General features: G+C 73.5%; 15 protein-coding genes and 1 tRNA gene. 12 read left to right on the top strand and 4 right to left on the bottom strand.

Features of this window, described 5'->3' with window-relative positions; translation table 11 throughout:
- The first annotated feature begins 69 nt into the window (after window positions 1–69).
- A complete protein-coding gene (locus NQZ70_RS24580) occupies window positions 70–306 on the top strand; it encodes an addiction module protein (RefSeq protein WP_129576368.1) in 237 nt (78 codons plus the stop codon).
- Window positions 307–623: 317 nt separating this feature from the next.
- Here NQZ70_RS24580 and NQZ70_RS24575 read toward each other — a convergent pair whose 3' ends face one another.
- On the bottom strand, window positions 624–857 hold the full coding sequence (locus NQZ70_RS24575) for a hypothetical protein (RefSeq protein ID WP_129576367.1): 234 nt from the start codon (window positions 855–857) through the stop codon (window positions 624–626).
- Between the two features lie 848 nt (window positions 858–1,705).
- Between NQZ70_RS24575 and NQZ70_RS24570 the strand changes: the two genes are divergently transcribed.
- The 6 genes from NQZ70_RS24570 (at window position 1,706) to NQZ70_RS24545 (ending at window position 8,013) form a co-directional block, all read left to right on the top strand.
- Window positions 1,706–1,933 carry a hypothetical protein gene (locus NQZ70_RS24570; RefSeq protein ID WP_129576366.1) on the top strand — a complete coding sequence of 76 codons (228 nt, stop codon included), beginning with the start codon at window positions 1,706–1,708 and terminating at the stop codon, window positions 1,931–1,933.
- A 207-nt stretch (window positions 1,934–2,140) separates the two neighbouring features.
- On the top strand, window positions 2,141–3,925 hold the full coding sequence (locus NQZ70_RS24565) for a serine/threonine-protein kinase (protein WP_129576365.1): 1,785 nt from the start codon (window positions 2,141–2,143) through the stop codon (window positions 3,923–3,925).
- Complete coding sequence (locus NQZ70_RS24560; RefSeq protein WP_129576364.1) at window positions 3,918–4,529, top strand: hypothetical protein; 612 nt, start codon at window positions 3,918–3,920, stop codon at window positions 4,527–4,529. Before NQZ70_RS24565 ends, NQZ70_RS24560 begins: the two co-directional genes overlap by 8 nt.
- A gap of 128 nt (window positions 4,530–4,657) precedes the next feature.
- A complete protein-coding gene (locus NQZ70_RS24555; RefSeq protein WP_129576363.1) occupies window positions 4,658–6,019 on the top strand; it encodes a glutamine synthetase family protein in 1,362 nt (453 codons plus the stop codon).
- Window positions 6,016–7,170 (top strand): iron-containing alcohol dehydrogenase, encoded by a 1,155-nt coding sequence (locus NQZ70_RS24550; RefSeq protein WP_207217936.1) that lies wholly within the window; start codon window positions 6,016–6,018, stop codon window positions 7,168–7,170. Before NQZ70_RS24555 ends, NQZ70_RS24550 begins: the two co-directional genes overlap by 4 nt.
- Window positions 7,171–7,374: 204 nt before the next feature.
- A complete protein-coding gene (locus NQZ70_RS24545) occupies window positions 7,375–8,013 on the top strand; it encodes a sterol desaturase family protein (protein ID WP_129576361.1) in 639 nt (212 codons plus the stop codon).
- A 330-nt stretch (window positions 8,014–8,343) separates the two neighbouring features.
- Here NQZ70_RS24545 and NQZ70_RS24540 read toward each other — a convergent pair whose 3' ends face one another.
- Window positions 8,344–8,655 carry a hypothetical protein gene (locus tag NQZ70_RS24540; RefSeq protein WP_129576360.1) on the bottom strand — a complete coding sequence of 104 codons (312 nt, stop codon included), beginning with the start codon at window positions 8,653–8,655 and terminating at the stop codon, window positions 8,344–8,346.
- Between the two features lie 187 nt (window positions 8,656–8,842).
- Here NQZ70_RS24540 and NQZ70_RS24535 point away from each other — a divergent pair, with 187 nt between their 5' ends.
- The 5 genes from NQZ70_RS24535 (at window position 8,843) to NQZ70_RS24515 (ending at window position 14,116) form a co-directional block, all read left to right on the top strand.
- A complete protein-coding gene (locus NQZ70_RS24535; protein WP_129576359.1) occupies window positions 8,843–9,385 on the top strand; it encodes a hypothetical protein in 543 nt (180 codons plus the stop codon).
- Window positions 9,386–9,571: 186 nt separating this feature from the next.
- Window positions 9,572–9,644: transfer RNA gene (locus NQZ70_RS24530), tRNA-Gly, on the top strand.
- 258 nt (window positions 9,645–9,902) lie between these two features.
- Window positions 9,903–11,351 carry a flippase gene (locus tag NQZ70_RS24525; RefSeq protein WP_129576358.1) on the top strand — a complete coding sequence of 483 codons (1,449 nt, stop codon included), beginning with the start codon at window positions 9,903–9,905 and terminating at the stop codon, window positions 11,349–11,351.
- Window positions 11,352–11,741: 390 nt separating this feature from the next.
- On the top strand, window positions 11,742–13,136 hold the full coding sequence (locus tag NQZ70_RS24520; RefSeq protein WP_165374137.1) for a serine/threonine-protein kinase: 1,395 nt from the start codon (window positions 11,742–11,744) through the stop codon (window positions 13,134–13,136).
- A 161-nt stretch (window positions 13,137–13,297) separates the two neighbouring features.
- Window positions 13,298–14,116: a hypothetical protein gene (locus tag NQZ70_RS24515; RefSeq protein WP_165374136.1), complete on the top strand. Its 819-nt coding sequence runs from the start codon at window positions 13,298–13,300 to the stop codon at window positions 14,114–14,116.
- On the opposite strand, the gene NQZ70_RS24510 is transcribed toward NQZ70_RS24515, so the two are convergent.
- Both NQZ70_RS24510 and NQZ70_RS24505 read right to left on the bottom strand, forming a co-directional pair.
- Window positions 14,077–14,340 carry a GlsB/YeaQ/YmgE family stress response membrane protein gene (locus NQZ70_RS24510; RefSeq protein WP_129576356.1) on the bottom strand — a complete coding sequence of 88 codons (264 nt, stop codon included), beginning with the start codon at window positions 14,338–14,340 and terminating at the stop codon, window positions 14,077–14,079. The two genes, NQZ70_RS24515 and NQZ70_RS24510, sit on opposite strands and share 40 nt — an antisense overlap.
- A gap of 239 nt (window positions 14,341–14,579) precedes the next feature.
- A complete protein-coding gene (locus NQZ70_RS24505; protein WP_129576355.1) occupies window positions 14,580–16,439 on the bottom strand; it encodes a serine/threonine-protein kinase in 1,860 nt (619 codons plus the stop codon).
- Window positions 16,440–16,480 lie beyond the last annotated feature (41 nt).

The raw sequence follows: 16,480 nt of genomic DNA, 5'->3' as shown, positions 1-16,480 counted from the left end.
GTGCTGATCTAGCCCGGCGTGGCTCGACGGGTCGATCGGGGTGCAGGCCGAGCTACGCTGGACACGGCCATGGCTCCTCCGACCCAGGATATCCTCGCTGCCGCGCTGTCGCTTCCCGAAGGGGAGCGCCTCAGGCTCGCGTCCGAGCTGCTCGCCAGCGTCGAGGAGCCGCACGACGACGCCTGGAGCGCCGCGTGGATCGAGGAGCTCGAGCGCAGGGAGCAGGCGGTGCGCGACGGCGAGAGCGGGGGGGATGCATGGGACGCGGTTCGGGCGCGGGGGCTCGCGCGACTGGGCGCTCGTTGACCCGACCGATCATCGTTCGCGTCGACGCGCAGGCCTAGACCACCGATCACGTTGGAGTCCCGAAGAAATCAACAGAAGGGAAGAGAAACCGCAAGGGCGCAAGGGGCGCAAGGGGAAGACAAATACAATGATCTTGTCTCTGGTTCCTTGCGCCCCTTGCGCCCTTGCGGTTTCTCTCTTTCCCGCATTCCTTGCCCCTGACGCTTGCAATCCGTTCGGGTCCTGGAGCGACAAGCGGGTTGAAACCGCTCGAAAGAGCAGAAATTCGAACCGCCAAGGAGCGAGCCAGATCGCGACGTGCGTGTCGAGCTGCCACTTCAAGCCTCGTCTCCGTCGAACGCGCGCCTGATGTCGGCAGGGAGCGAAGCGTCGAAATCGTCTTTCATCTCGATCTGCCCGAGCAACCCACCTGCGACCGGCGCGAGCTCGGCCCGCGGCTGCGCTCCGCCAAGCGCGATGAGCTCGATTCGCTGCCCACGGAACGGCGAGAGGGCGGGCAGGGCGCTGAAGATGATGTCGTCCACGACGACCTGGAGCTTCAGTGCTTGCATTCCAGAAGAATGGGCCATCGAGCGTCGAAGTCCATTCTCCGGTCGTGACGGCATATACGCGGAGCCCGCGTGCTCGCCTTCAACCTGCGACCCCGCTCGAGCACAAGGGCCATGACGTATCGAGACTGTGCCAGGAAGCGAGCCATCGCCGTTCGGCACGAGCTGGAATGGGGCGAGCCGCGCCCGAGCGACGTAGTCTGCCTTCTCCCAAGTGCCTCCGGGAGGCGCTCGGCGCGAGTTGGAATGCGGCAGGCGGCCCTTGGCAGCGTGTCGACGTAAGTTATCTTACTCGAAGGTGCCACCGGGAGGCGCTCGGCGCGAGTTGGAATGCGGCGAAGCGCCCCCGGGTGGCAATTCGAGTAAGATGCCTTACTCGAAGGTGCCACCGGGAGGCGCTCGGCGCGAGTTGGAATGCAGCGAAACGCCTCCGGGGGGCGATTCGAGTAAGATGTCTTACTTTGAGGTGCCACCAGGCGGCGATCCGAGTAAGATGCCTTACTTCGCGTCGCCGCCGGCCGGCGATCCTGACAGTTCGACGACGAGGTCTGCGCCCGCCTGCTGCCTCCCGGCGCTCGCGCACCACGCGTCCCGCAACCCGGGTGGCCGGGCGGCCTGCCCGGAGATCAGGCGAGCGGGCGCCGCCGGTGCGCTCCTCCTCGAGACCAGGACGCCGAGAATCCTCTCGACCTCACCGACGGCGGCCCCCGGCGGGCCCACGGCCACCCGTCAGACCCATCCGCGCCCGCGACCTGCGTCGGCATCGTGCCCGCCGGGGACGAAATCGCGTCCGTGGACGCCGCCGGGTTGCGGGGGGGCGCTTCATGGCTAGGCTGGTCCGCGGTCCACCCATGACGCCCTTCGATATCCTCGTCGGCGCCGCGATCGCGGCGCTCCTCGCTTTCCAGATTTACGTCACCGTGCGCGTCTTCCGAAGCCGCGTCTACGAGACCAAGCAGAAGGTCTGGCAAGCGCAGCTCGTCTGGCTGCTGCCGATCGTCGGCGCCGGGCTCGTCTTCTCCATCCTCCAGGAAGAGGACAAGGCCCACCGCGACGCCTCCTCGCACCTCCGGAGCTGACCCAGCGCCCCCGGCCGCGCCCGCGGTGACGCCAGCCGTCACGCGGAACACGCGGAACAGCCGGTCGCGCTCCCTTCTCCGTCCCCCGCGCCCATCTGGCCACCCCGGCGCATCCCGATGTCCCGCTGCGGCATCGGCACAATCGAACAGCGAAATTCGGTTTCGCCCTTCGGTCCAGCGGCGCCGTGCGCTATGGCTCAGGGGAGCATGGCGGACGACGTCTTCGGCATCGTCGGGACCACGCAGGCGGGTAATTTCCACGTCGAGCAGGTGGTCGCGGAGGGGGGATTCGGCGTGGTGTACCGCGCGATTCATGGCGGTTTTCGCGCGCCCGTCGCCCTGAAATGCCTGAAGGTCTCCGAGGCGAAGACCCCGCGCGAGCGCCAGCTCTTCCTCGAGAAGTTCCGCGAGGAAGCCCAGCTGCTCTTCCGGCTCTCCGCCTCCATCCCGGAGGTCGTCCGCCCGCTCCACGTCGACGTGCTGCACCTCAAGCGCGGGGAGTTCGTCCCCTTCCTCGCCCTCGAGTGGCTGGAGGGCGAGTCGCTCGACAAGGTCATCGATCGGCGCAGGCTCAAGGGGGAGCCGCCGATCCCGCTCCACCGGCTGATGAAGATGATGCGCCCCATCGCGCAGGCGATCTCGCGCGCGCACCGCTTCCCGAGCCCGAGCGGCACGGTGTCGATCATCCACCGCGACCTCAAGCCCGAGAACATCTTCATCACGACCCAGGAGGGGACCGAGCGCCTCAAGATCCTCGACTACGGCATCGCCCAAGCGAAGACGCTGGCCGAGCAGGCCGTCGGCCGGGTCACGAACGGCGACCCGCTCAACGCCTTCTCCCCGGCGTACGGCGCGCCGGAGCAGTGGGCGCCGAAGCGGTTCGGGCAGACGGGAACCTGGACCGACGTCTGGGGTCTAGCGCTCACCATGGCGGAGGCGCTCGTCGGGCGGCAGGTGATCGATGGCGAGGCGCAGGCCATGATGGGCACCGCGCTCGACGTGAAGCGCCGGCCCACGCCCCGGACCGAGGGCGCGAACATCCCGCCGGAGGTCGACGCGGTGTTCGAGCGCGCGCTCGCCGTGAGCCCGCGCGACCGCACGAGGGACATCGAGACCTTCTGGACCGAGCTGGAGGCGGCCATGGGGCTCGCGCCCACCTTCGGGCGCGCCGCCGCGCTCGAGGACGCGTACTCGACCCCGCCGCCGCCCTCGTCGTCGATGCGCGCCGCCCCGCAGGTCAAGCGCGCCGGGCACGTCTGGCTCGACACGCCCAGGGACACAGGGTCGCTCGAGATCGATCTCGACGTGGCCCCCGCCTCGATGCGCTCGCCCCGCGGCGGCCGCCGGGACGGGCCCGCGAGCAGCATGAGCCCGGCGCCGCCCTCGGACTCGGCCGGGCTCGAGATGGATCTGCCCGAGGCGCCGCAGAGCGCGCGCGGCCGAGGTGTGGGCGCGCTCGCCGCCGACGTCGTGCCCGGGAGCGCGCGAGGCCGCGGCCTCAGGGACGATCGCCCCGGCTTCGCGGAGACGACGCCCGTGGGCGCGCTGCCGCGCGGCGGCGGGATGGAGACCGCCCCGCCGGGCCTGTACGCGCGCGGCGGCGGGATGATGGAGAGCTCGCCGCCGCTGGAGGTGGCGCTCGGCGCGACGCCGCGCGCGACGTCGCTGGCGCCGGCCGCGGTGCGCCCGCTGTCGGACCTGCCGTCGGCGAGGTACCGGCCGTCGGCGCGGCCGCCGGCCCCGGACGCGCGGCCGCGCCCGCCGGAGCCGAAGCCGATCGCCGCCGGGCCGAGCCTCCTCCAGCAGCTCGCGCTGCCCGTGGCGTGCATCGTGTTCGCGTGCGTGGTCACGGTCGCCGACCTCATCATGAAGCGATCGGGAGAGGTGCTGAGCTTCGGCCCGGTGCGCTCGTTCTGGGTCGCCGGCGTGCTGCTCCTCTTCGGCGTCGGCCTGTTCTTCTGGCGCATGCTCGGAGACGCCGGCGATGCCTGACCAGGCCCACGGGAGCGCCGCGGAGCGGCGCGCCGAAGAGAGCGTGTCGGCCCGCTTCACGCGGATCATGAACGCGTCGACCTCGCGCTTTGGCGTGCTCACCGATCCGCCGCTCGTGGCGCTCGCCTCGGGCGTGTTCCTGCTCGCGCTCCTCGCGGCGCTCGGCCGCGACGCGGGCCCCTCGGCGGCGCGCGCGCTCGGCGCCCTCGCGCTCGCGCCGATCGCGGTCGCGCTCGCCGTCAGCGTGGCGCTGCGCGGCGCGCGGCGCGCGGTCGTCGCGTGGCTCGCGCGCCAGCCGTTCCCCGTGGAGAACCTCAACGCCGTGCTGAACGGCCTGGGCGAGGCGCTGGAGGTCACCTTCGCGGGCGCCGTCCCGGACGCCGCGGAGCTCAACGTCGAGCTCGACAAGGTGCACCCGGACGCGTTCGTGACCGGGGGCGTCGAGGACGCCCGCACGCTGGACATCCGCATCGGCGTCGTCGACTCGAAGCGCAATCCGGCCGCGACGAACCACCAGCGCTACGCGCGCGTCCGCGAGCTCGTCGAGCGCGTGCTCGTGCCGCTCGCGGAGCGCTACCCGATCCAGAGCGTCCGGGTGAAGTGAGCGGCCGAGCGCGCGGGCAGGCCGCGCGCGCGTCCACCGCATGTCCGGGAGATGGCGCGGGGGCGTCGCCCGGACGCCGGCGCGCGCGCTTGCCCAGCGGCCCCGTACCCCTGCTATCGTCGCGGCCCATGACCGCCTCGACCTCCGAGAAGCTCCTCTCCGATCTGGAAGCGCGGGGCATCACCCGCGCCAAGATCGGCGGCTTTGACATCGACGGCCTCCTCCGCGGGAAGTACGTCTCCCTCGAGAAGCTGAAGAGCGCCCTCGGGAGCGGCTTCGGCTTCTGCGACGTCATCTTCGGCTGGGACATCGCCGACGTCCTCTACGACAACACGAAGGTCACCGGCTGGCACACCGGCTACCCGGACGCGCACGCGGTCCTCGACCCGAGCACGCTGCGCGACCTGCCGTGGGAGCCGAACACCGTCGCGATGCTCGCCGACTTCCGCGACGAGCGCGGCGCCCCGCACCCCGCGTGCCCGCGCTCGCTCCTCAGGAGCGTCATCGCGAGGGGCGAGCGGATGGGGATCTCGGCGAAGCTCTCGTGCGAGTTCGAGTTCTTCCTCTTCGAGGAGACGCCGCGCTCGCTCCACGACAAGCGCTTCGCCGGCCTCACGCCGCTGAGCCCCGGCATGTTCGGGTACTCGTGGGTCCGCGAGGGTCAGAACAAGCAGCTCATGGCCGCCATCCTCGACCAGATGCGCGCCTTCGACGTCGAGATCGAGGGGCTGCACACCGAGACCGGCCCCGGCGTGTACGAGGCGGCGATCCGCTACGACGACGCGCTCCGCGCCGCGGACAAGGCCGCGCTCTTCAAGGTCGCCATGAAGCAGATCGCCCACGAGCACGGCCTCTCGGTCACGTTCATGGCGAAGTGGAACGCGGACCTGCCCGGCTCGAGCGGCCACCTGCACCAGAGCCTCTGGCGGGACGGCAAGAACCTCTTCGACGACGCGTCGTCGCCCGACCGGCTCCCGGCCGCGCTGCGCCACTACGTCGGCGGCCAGATCGCGCTCATGCCCGAGCTCACGGCGCTCTACTCGCCCACGATCAACGCGTACAAGCGGTACGTGCCCGGCGTCTGGGCGCCGCTCACCGCCAGCTGGGGCGTCGAGAACCGCACGGCGGCGATCCGCCTCATCGGCCTCGGCACGCCCGGCGCGCGCGTCGAGTACCGCCAGACCGCCGCGGACATCAACCCGTACATCGCCATGGCCGCGTGCCTCGGCGCGGGGCTCTACGGCATCGAGCACGGCGTCGAGCCGCCCCCGCAGGCCTCGGGCGACGCGTCGAGCGCCGAGTCGTCGCGCCTCGCGCTGCCGCGCTCGCTCGCGGAGGCGACGCGGCTGCTCGCGGGCAGCCAGAAGGCCCGCGAGATCCTCGGCGAGAGGTTCGTCGACCACTATGTCCTGACGCGCGACTGGGAGGTCCGGCAGTACGAGCGCGCGGTCACGGATTGGGAGCTGAAGCGCTACTTCGAGGCGGTGTGATCATGAGCCAGTTCACGGTTTGGAGCTTTCCTACACGCATCCTCTTCGGCGCCGGCGTCGTCGAGCAGACGGGCGCCGAGGCGCGCCGGCTCGGGGCGGCGAGGGCCCTCATCGTCACGGACAAGGGCGTCGTCCGCTCGGGTCTGCTCGAGCCCGTCGCGGCCTCGCTGCGGAAGGAGGGGCTCGAGGTGGCCGTCTTCGACGACGTGCTCGGCAACCCGATCGAGAAGAACGTGCACGACGGCGTCGCCGCGTTCCGCGACGCGCGCGCCGATCTCGTCGTGGCGCTCGGGGGCGGTTCGCCGCTCGACGTCGGCAAGCTCGTCCGCCTCGGCGTGAACCACGATCGGCCGCTCGTCGACTACGACGACGCCACCGGCGGCGATCGCTTCATCACGCCGAACGTCCCGCCGATGCTCGCGATCCCCACGACGGCCGGGACCGGCAGCGAGGTCGGCCGCTCGGGCGTGGTGACGCTCGACGTGAACCACCGCAAGACGGTGATCTTCTCCCCGCACCTGCTCGCGAACGCCGCGCTGCTCGACCCGGTGATGACGCGGTCGATGCCGGCGTTCCTGACGGCAGCCACGGGCTTCGACGCGCTCACCCACTGTATCGAGGCGTACGTCGCGAAGGGCGATCACCCGATGGCCGACGGCATCGCGCTCGAGGGCATCCGCCTCGCCGCCGCGCACCTGGAGCGCGCGGTGACGCACGGCGACGACCTCGAGGCGCGCGGCGGCATGATGAAGGCGGCGATGATGGGCGCCGTCGCGTTCCAGAAGGGGCTCGGCGCGTGCCACTCGCTCGCGCACCCGCTCTCGAGCGAGTGCGGGCTGCACCACGGCCTGGCCAACGCCCTCTGCCTCCCGCCGGTGGTCGAGTTCAACGTCGCCGCGGCGGCGCCGCGCCTCGCGCGCGTCGCGGCGCTCCTCGGCGCCGCCGAGGACGCGGCCGCGTGCGCCGACGCCATCCGCGCGCTGCGCGCCCGCATCGGGCTCGCGGCCGGCCTCGAGAAGGCGGGGGTCTCGCGCGACAAGCTCGACGCGCTGGCCGATCTCGCCGCGCAGGACGCGTGCCACACGAGCAACCCGCGCCCGTGCTCGCGGAACGATCTCCGCCAGCTCTACGAGGCCTCCTTCGCGGGCTGACGCGCGCGACGCGCGCTGTCGGGCGCGCGGCGCGCATCGCTCGGCTGTCGGGCGCGCGGCGCGCTCGCGTCGCCGCCTGGAGGGGGCGCCCTGACCCGCGTCGATCGCGGCGGGGAGCACGGCCATTTCCCGGCATCCGCCGGTCCGCTGGGCGCCGGCCTACCTCTGGCCGACAATGGATAAATGAGGTAGCAGGGGTGCACGATGACGGCCACCACCACCGAGCGCACCGCGCGTCCAGCGACCTGCCAGATGTTCGAGACGCCGCTCATCGAGCGATTTTCGCGCATCCACCCGATCACGCCGTTCGCCTTCTGGCTCCCCGTCCTCGGCTACCTGGGCGCCCGCGCCGCCGGGTTTGGCGTCGGCCTCTGGTCCGGGCTCGGCCTCGTGCTCGTCGGTCTGTTCCTGTGGACGTTCGCCGAGTACGTCCTCCACCGCTACGTGTTCCACTACGTCGGTCCGCGCCTGTGGCAGCGCCGGATGCACTTCGTTCTCCACGGGGTACACCACGACTTCCCGCAGGACGCCGACCGGCTGGTGATGCCGCTCGGCGCCAGCATTCCCCTCGGCGCCGTCTTTTACATGCTGTTCCGCGCCGTCTTCGGCCCTGTTCCCGCGGATCCGCTGTTCATCGGCTTCGGCCTCGGGTACCTCGTGTACGACGGCACCCACTATGCCATTCACCACTTCCGCATGAGCTCGCGCTGGGGGAAGTGGATCAAGCGGCATCACATGGTCCATCACCACACGGGAGAACACGCGCGGTGGGGCGTGTCGTCGCCGCTCTGGGACTGGGTCTTCGGGACGATGGGCACCTCGCAGCCGGGAAAAGGCAGCTGAGCGGGAGGGCGGCGCGCGCACCGGTGCGCGCCGTGGAGGATCGTCCGCGGATGGGAATGGCCCCGGCGCGCGGCGGGTTGAGGGGCCATGGTTCGGTCGCGTCTGTACGCTTCCACCTCCGCGAGGGACGCGGCGCAGCAGCCCGGCGCTGAGCTGCGGGCGCGTCGAGGAGGGGAGCGAGGAGGGGAGGGGGAGCGGGGCCGCGTCGACGTCGTTCGCCGGCTGCGTGAGGGGGCGGCGAACGACGTTGGCGCGGCGGCGTGCGCGCGGCGGCTCGGGCGCGCGGCGGTTCGGTGGGCTGGACGAGGGGAGCGCGGCGCCGCGGGCGCCTCAGGGCGCGGGCGTGTCGGAGGGGGCGAGCCCTGCTGCAGGCGGCGCGTCGGGCAGCCGCCTCATCGCGCCTGCATAGAAGGTGCGGAGCGTGTTGCGCCCGCAGTACGGGCACAACCACGCCACGTCGAACCGGTCGAGGTGGGCATTGATGCTGTGCGCCGGAGCGAGCTCCTTGTCGGCTTCACCGCCGGCCGACCGGCCGCGGGGAGCACGGGTGGCCCACCCGGCGGTGACGTGCCGGTGCTCGTCCAGGGTGGCTGAGAGGCTTGCCTGGCACTCGCAAGGTGTGGAGATGAGAAACCGACTCATGCATGACCGTCCTTCGTAGATGTTTCCGTAGTCGATGCCAGCATGCCGCGACGCGGCGAGCTCGAGAGAGCCGCAGCGCGGCGTGCCCGAGAAAGAGCGCGTCCTCATATAAAGGTTGGTCAGTTTGAGCTCAAGGGGTGTTAGCCTGGGGCACGGTTGCCCTGGTGTGACTGAGGAAGGGGAGTCCATGACCGTTCGACGTGCACCTCGTGAGCGCGCGACGCCGGCTTCGGGGAGGTTGCAGGTCGTCGAGGCGTGCAGGCCCGGGCCGCGCTCGGTGCGCAGCTTCAGGATCCTGCTCGCGCACGACGCCCGCGCCGCGACCTGCGACGCGCTGGCGCGCGCGATCGAGGCGACCCTGGCGAACGTCGAGATCGTGGACGCATCGTCGATCGACGACGCCCTGCTCGCGTCGGCGACCGAGCGGTTCGATGCGTGCCTGATCTGCCTCGATCTGCCGCCGGCGCCGCTCGGCGGCGCGCGGCTCGCGAGCGAGCTCGTGGACAGCGACCACCCGGTGGTGCTCGTGACGAGGAGCCTGCGGTGGCTGCCGCCGGACAGGCCGACGCTGCAGCAGCTGCCCTGGATCCCGCCCGACGCGGGCGCGGACGAGATCACGAGCGCGATCGAGGCGGCGACCAGCGACTGCAACAGCGCCGTGCGGAGGCGCTCGCCGCTGCCGGGCGACGTGCTCGGCGTGCCCGCGCTCCGCGCGCGCGCGCGCCGCTGACCGGGCGCCGGTCGGATGGCCGGGCGCCGGGCGCGGCGCCGGTCGGATGGCCAGGCGCCGGGCGCGGCGCCGGTCGGAAGCCGCCGGAACACGGGGCCGGAACCGGCGGAGGAATCCGGGGACGGAAAAGAGATGAAGGGGGTTGCTCTGCGGATCGAGATTGGGTAGAAGCTTCCTCCACCTCAAGCGGGACTAGCTCAGTTGGTAGAGCATCAGCTTCCCAAGCTGAGGGTCGCGGGTTCGAATCCCGTGTCCCGCTCCGAGGATTGCCGGCCCCCTCCTGCGCTGGCGGTCCTCCTGCTGTTGGTGCCTCGGGCCCGATGAGCGCCTCTTCGAACGGCGCTGCCCGAGACGGCTCCTCGAGCTGAGCTCGGAGCAGCGGCGCGCCGCGGGCGCTCCAGCGCCGAGCGCGCCGCGTGAGACGGACGCGCTCTGGGAGCGCACGACGCTCGAATCGGGCCTGCTCCCGCTGCGTGGACGCCGGTGCCCCACCCCAGGGGGACACCTGGAGGTGTTCATGCAGGATGGCCGGCGCATCGCGCTGAACGCGGCGCTGATGCTCCTCAAGCAGGCGATCATGGCCGTCCTCGGCGTCGTGTTCGTCGGCTACCTCGCGCGGAAGGTGGGCGTCGCCGCCTGGGGAGAGTTCCAGGCGTCGCTCGCGATCGCAGGGATCGTCACGATCGCCGCCGGCATCGGGGTGCGGGGGTACCTCGCCCGGGAGATCGCCGTGAAGCCGGAGCTCGGGCCGCGTCACCTCGGCGCGGCGCTCACCATCCGGGGCGTGACCGGGACGCTGGTGCTCGGCGCGACCGTGGCCGTCGTGCTCGCGACGCGCTCGGGCCTCGGCGCGCAGCTCGTCGTGCTCGCCGCGGCGTCCCAGCTCGCGACGCTGCTCTACTCGACGATGTGGCTCTCGTTCGAGGCCCACGAGCGCTTCCAGTACATCCTCTACGCGGAGCTCGGCGCGCGGCTTTTCGTCATCGCGCTCTCGGCCGCCCTGCTCGCGCTCGGCTTCGGCGTCGTCGCCGCGGCCGCGGCGTTCGTGCTCGGCAACGTGCTGGAGCTCGGGATCACCGCGCACTACCTGCGCTCCCGGCTCTACCGGCCCGAGCTCACCACGCCCCCCGCCGAGCTCTGGGAGATCGTGAAGCGCAGCCTGCCCATCGGCGCGCTCGGGGCGCTCACGAGCGCGCTGCTCCAGACCGATCGCGTGATGCTCCGCGCCCTCTGCGACGAGGAGGCCGTGGGCGTCTACAGCGCCGCCTGGGTGCTGAGCGAGAACTTCAGGATGCTGCCCGACGTGCTGCTCGGCGCCGCCTTCGCGGCCGGCATGCGCCTCTACGCTCAGGACAGCGAGGCGTTCGGCCGCCTCTACCGCGGCTGCATGCTCGTCGCCGCGCTGTTCGGGCTGCCGGTCGCCGCCGGCGTCTTCCTGCTCGCGCCGGACATCGTCCAGCTCGTCTACGGATCGGCGGGCGACTACGCGCCGGCGGCGGACGTCCTCCGGATCCTCGCCTGCGGCGTCCCCGTGACGTTCGCGTTCCAGGTCGTGACGCTGCCGCTGCTCGCCGCCAAGCGCGAGGTCGCGATGGTGAAGCTGCTCGCGGTGGCGCTCGTCGCCGACGTCGCGCTGAACCTGCTCCTCTTGCCGCGCTACCGCGCCGTGGGCGCCGCGTGCGCGACGCTCGCCGTCAGCGCCGGGTCGCTGATCGCGTCGTGGGGCCTGAGCGCGCGCTGGACCCGGCGCGTCGAGCTCGGCCGCATCGCCGCGATCCTCGCCGCGACGGCGGCGATGACCAGCGCGGCGTACGCCGCGCGCGCGCTCGCGGGGATGTGGGCGTCGATCGCGGTGGGCGCGGCCGTCTACGTGGCCCTCCTCCTCGCCCTGCGCGCCGTCTCTTTCCGCGAGCTGCGCGCGCTGCTCGCGCGCCGCGTCCGCGCTTCGCCCGCCACCGCGGCCTGATCCGCGTTCCGCCGCGGGCGGGGCCCGGCGCTGCGCGCGCGGCGCTCTGCGCGCCTGTGCGGAACAGGAGGTCATCGAATTTTCGGCTTTTCCGCCGGAAGCGGCGCTCGCCTCGGGTCCCCGCGGCTGCCGACATGCGCTCTCATCCGGCGGGATCCACGCAGCGGCGCGGGGCGCCCGTGGCTCGGAGGTGACGGTGCCGCGGCCCTCTCCGTGGCATGCAGCGTGAATAGCGGAGGGGCGATGTGGCGGCGCGGGCAGGTCCGGGGGGTGCCCGGGGTTGGGCGACTCCGGCAGTGGATGGCGCGGCGGCCGTCCTCGCTCCGCGCCTTCGGCATGCCGGCGCGCGCCGAGCTGGGCGCGCCCGAGCAGCCATGGAGGCCTCGCGAGATGGACCTGCCCATGGGCGACGGCGGCTACGCGCTGCTCGCGCGCCTCTCGGCCGGCGGCATGGCCGAGCTGTTCCTCGCGTGCCGGCGCGGGCCGGCAGGGATCGCGCACCCCGTCGTCGTGAAGCGCCTTCGCCCCGAGGCGCGGCGGGATCCGTCGATCGTGCGGATGTTCCTCCGGGAGGCGTGGATCAGCGCCCGGCTCCAGCACCCGAACGTGATCCGGTTCCACGACTTCGTGTTTCACGAGGGGCGCCATCACCTCGTGGTCGAGTACGTCCCGGGCTGCGATCTGGCGGCGGCCGCGCGCGCCCTCTTCTCCGAGGGGCGGCCGTTCCCGATCGAGGCGGCCCTCGAGATCGGCGTGGGCGTGCTGCGGGCGCTCGGGCACGCGCACGCGCTCCGCGACGACGGCGGGCAGCTCGTCGGGCTCGTGCACCGCGACGTGAGCCCGCAGAACGTGCTCCTCTCGCTCGAGGGCGAGATCAAGCTCATCGACTTCGGCGTCGCGGAGATGACGGCGATGCGCGGGATCCTGGACGAGGTCTTCCCCCTCGGCTCGCCGGGCTCGGCGGGCGGCGCGGCGCCGTCGAGCGACGCCCCCACGGTGAAGGGCAAGCTCGGCTACGTGGCGCCCGAGCAGCTGCGCGGGCAGAGCATCGACGCGCGGGCCGATCTCTTCGCGGTCGGGGTGATCCTGTTCGAGCTCTTGACGGGGCGCCGCCTGTTCCACCGGAAGGACGACGGCGCCACGATGCGCGCGGTGCTGTCGGGCGAGGTGCCGGCGATCGCGCCGCTCCGCCCGGCGTGCCCTGCGCTGCTCGAGGAGGCGGTGCGGCGCGCGCTCGCGCGCGATCCCGACGATCGCTTCGAGGCCGCGGCGCAGATGGAAGAGGCGCTCGCCGAGGTGCTCGCCTCGGTGCGCAGGGCGCCGGGCGGTGGCGACGAGCCGAGCTCGAGCGAGCGCGGGCTCCTCGCCGGCCAGGAGATCGCCGCGCTCGTGCGCGAGGTCGCGAGCGGGCGCGATCGCCACCGGTCGCTGCTCGTGCGGGGCTGCCGGCGATCCGCAGGGATCCGCGGGCGCCCGGGCGCGCGGCGCGCCCTGACGAGCCGCTCCGGGGACGATCGCGGCGAGGCGGCGCCCGCGGCGCGCGGCCCCGACGCGGGCGCGGGGGAGGCGGCGATCGAGATCGAGCGCGGCGAGGGCAGGGACGCGGTGACGCCGCACTGCGCGGTGACGCCGCACTGGAGGGACGCGCGCCCGCCGCGGCGCGCGCGGCTCCTGCAGTGGCTCGTGATCGCGGCGGTCACGTTCGCCGCCGGCGCGCTCGCGGGCAGGGCGATCGGCGCGCTCGACGGCGGCGCCGCGCCGGCGAGCCGCGGCGCGCCCCGGTAGCGCCGCCCGCGGATCGCCCGCGTCTCGAGGACCTTGAAAGCGCGGAGCTCGCGCGATCTCCGGGAGACATCCATTCGGCGACGCCGCCGTGATGCGCCGAACGCGAACGGCCCTTTGCGGTGGCGCGCGCAGCGACGGGCTCGCTAGCCTAGCGCGCCCTGATGATCCTCCGGAATGCCCTGAGCCGCTCCCTCGCGTTCGCCGCATTGTTCGTACCCCTCCTCGCGAGCGCCACGCGCGGGAGCGCGCTGCCGCGCCCGGCCGCCGTCGAGCCGGGCGCGCCGGCGGCGCCGAGCGCGATCGACGCCGCGATCGCGGAGCAGCCCGTCTGCGTCGGCTCGACGGTCGCGAGCGCGGGGGAGCTCGGCGACGTCCTGTTCTACCGCAGCGCGCCGGGCGAGCGCGGCACGGTCTCGGTCGGCTATTACGCCTTCTTCTCGGAGGAGCGGCCCTGGGGCAACAACTGGCTCACCTGGACCGTGCTGCCCGCGCTCGCCGTGGACATGGTCTACACGCACGGGCTGCTCTTCGGCCCGGGAGTCCAGCGCGTCGCCTACGGCAAGGGCGACGTCGAGGGGTTCAGGATCGTCTACGGCGTGGGCGAGGACGGGCGGCTCACGGCCGAGCACGGCGCGGCCGACCGCGGCGATCACAGCGAGGTGCGGCTCGATCGGGCCGATCTGCTCGCGGTCGATCCCGCGCGGCCGACGGTCTACTCGCGGTGGTGGAGCCATCAGCTCGGCGGGCAGGGCGCGGGGCCGGGCGATCTCGTCTACCGCCGCTGCTACGGCGCGGGCGCGATCCGGCCGCTGCCGCCGGACGTCGCGCGCGATTTTCGCCTGGACCGGCGCGCCGTGCCGGCCCGCGTGGTGCCCGCCGCGGCGCTGCTCGAGCCGCCCGCTTCGCCGCGCTGGCGCGAGCCGGCGGAGGGGGCGAGCGCTCAGGGCCTCGTCGCCTTCCGGCCGAGCGTCGCGTTGTAGATGGCGAGGAGGATGACGGCGCCGAGGATCGACATGAAGAAGCCCCCGCTCGACTGGTACGACGGGTAGAGGCCGAGGGCCCGGCCGATGAAGCCGCCGAGCAGGGCGCCCGCGATGCCGAGCAGCGCCGTAACCACGAAGCCGCCGGGATCGCGCCCGGGGGTGAGCAGCTTGGCGATGACGCCGACGATGAGCCCAAACAGGATCCACAACAGCACGGACATGGTTCGCTCCTCTCGACACCGGGCGACGCCGAGGGGCGTCTTCCCGCGTCAACGCGGAGGCCAGCGTTTGCAGACGACGTGCCGTTCGCGGTGAGCTCGGTTCGCACCGGGCTGAAGCGGAGGCTCGGCGGCCAGCGTGAACGGCGTCACCATCGGGCCTGCGGCGCTGGGCACCCGGTGTACATCGGCGACCCGCGCGGCGCGCCGACCCCGAGGCCGGTCTCCCGCTCCCGGGGCGCTCACGGCGGCTCCAGCGGACAGGCGCGCTCCGGCTCGTCCGCGCGCAGCGGCGTGGGCCGCGCGTCGCCGGTCGGGGGCGCGTCGCCGTCGCGCCCCGGCGAGGGCAAGGCGAGCGGGGCGAGCGCGGCGCCGGCAGCGCTGAAGAGCAGGCACAGCGATCCGCCGAGCACCGTGGCCGCGACCGTGCCGACCACGACCGGAGCGAGCCGCCGGCGACGCCGCCGGCGCAGCCGTGCCTGGCTCCGCAGCCCGCCGGGCAGGCGCGCTCGCAGCAGGAGGACGGGCGCGAGCGCGGCGTCGAGCTCCGGGCTGCGAGGCGCGCAGGCAGGAGCAGGCGGCGGAGCCATGGCGCTGGGAGGCGCCGCGTCCGCCGGCGGCGCGCCGGCCGCGGCGGCGTCCGCGGCCGTCACGACGAGCGCCGCCGGCGGGCAGGGCGAGGCGCGGTGGCCGACCCAGGTGGACGCGGACGAGGGATCGCGCCGCGCATCCGGCGGCGAGCAGGGCAGATCCAGGGGCGCGCTCCCCGGCAGCGAGGACGGGGAGCGGTACCCGACCCACGTCGAGGCGCATGCGGAGCGCGCCGCGGCGGCGTCCGCGGCGGGCTCGGCCGCACCGCGCGTCCAGCGCGACGAGGCCGCCGCCTCGGCGCGCGCGCTCGGGGCCGGGGGCCGAGCGAGGCTCGCCGCGGCGCGATCCTCCGCGGCGGAGCGCCCGCTGCGGAGCGCGACGTGCGCGAGCGCCTCGCGCAGGGCGCGCGCGCTCTGCGGGCGATCGTCCGGGTTCTTGCGCAGGCATTGCAGGATCAGCGCCTCCAGATCCGGATCGATCGCCGGGTGGAGGGCGCTCGGCCGGGGCGGCGGGGAGTCGACGTGCGCGGCGGCGAGCGCGACGGGCGTCGGGCGCTCGAACGGGAGCCGCCCCGTCGCCATCTCGAACAGCAGCACGCCGCACGCGTAGATGTCGCTGCGCGCGTCCACGGGCTGCCCTGCTGCCTGCTCCGGGCTCATGTAGGCGGGGGTCCCGATGACGAGCCGGCCGTCGTCGGCGGCCGCGGCGAGCAGCGGCGCGCCCGCGAGCGCGCCGGAGCGCTCGTCGTGGAGCAGCTTCGCCGTCCCGAAGTCGAGGAGCTTCACCTGCTCGAACGGCGCGCCGTCGTCGTCGACGCGGGGCACCAGGCGGATGTTCTCGGGCTTGACGTCGCGGTGGATGACGCCCGCGTCGTGCGCGTGCTGCAGCGCGGAGCACAGCTGGCGCATGATCGCGACGATGCGCTCCGCGGGCAGGATCGGCGCGGCGTTGAGCAGGTCGATGAGGTCCCCGCCGTCGAGGTGCTCGGTGACGAGGTACCAGAGGCTCGGCGGCTCCGGCTCGCGCCCGTCGGCGCCCGTGAACGGCGCGCCGTGGGGGCACGACGGCTCGCAGCCGAAGTCGAGGACCCGCACGATGTTCGGGTGATCGAGCCGGCTCGCCGCCATCGCCTCGACGTGGAACCTCAGCACCGCGTCCCCGGCGCGGGCGCCGCCGGAGCGCGGCCGCGACTCGGTCGAGGGCCGCTCGCTCACGCCGCTCGAGGCGCGGAGGCCCGGATCCTCCCGGCGCGACGGCGCGCAGGCGCGCGTCGTGCAGGCGCGGAGGCCCGCTCCGCCCGCCGCGCCCGGCGAGGCGCCGCGCTCGCGGATCATCTTCACCGCGCACGCGCGCCCGAGCCCGAGGTGCCGCGCGCGGTAGACGCGCCCCATCGCGCCGGCGCCGATCAGCTGCTCGATGAGGTACCGCCCCCCGAGCAGGCGTCCCCTGAGGGATCGCTCCGAGGACGGGAGTCCCGCGTCGAGGGGCGCGGAGGAGCGGAGGCAGTCCATGGCGCGTCCCACGCAGCAGAATGGGTGCCATCGCGCTGTGC

Source organism: Sorangium sp. So ce836 (assembly GCF_028553905.1).
GTDB lineage: Bacteria > Myxococcota_A > Polyangia > Polyangiales > Polyangiaceae > Sorangium > Sorangium cellulosum_D.
This window is presented reverse-complemented; position numbering and strand designations above follow the sequence as displayed.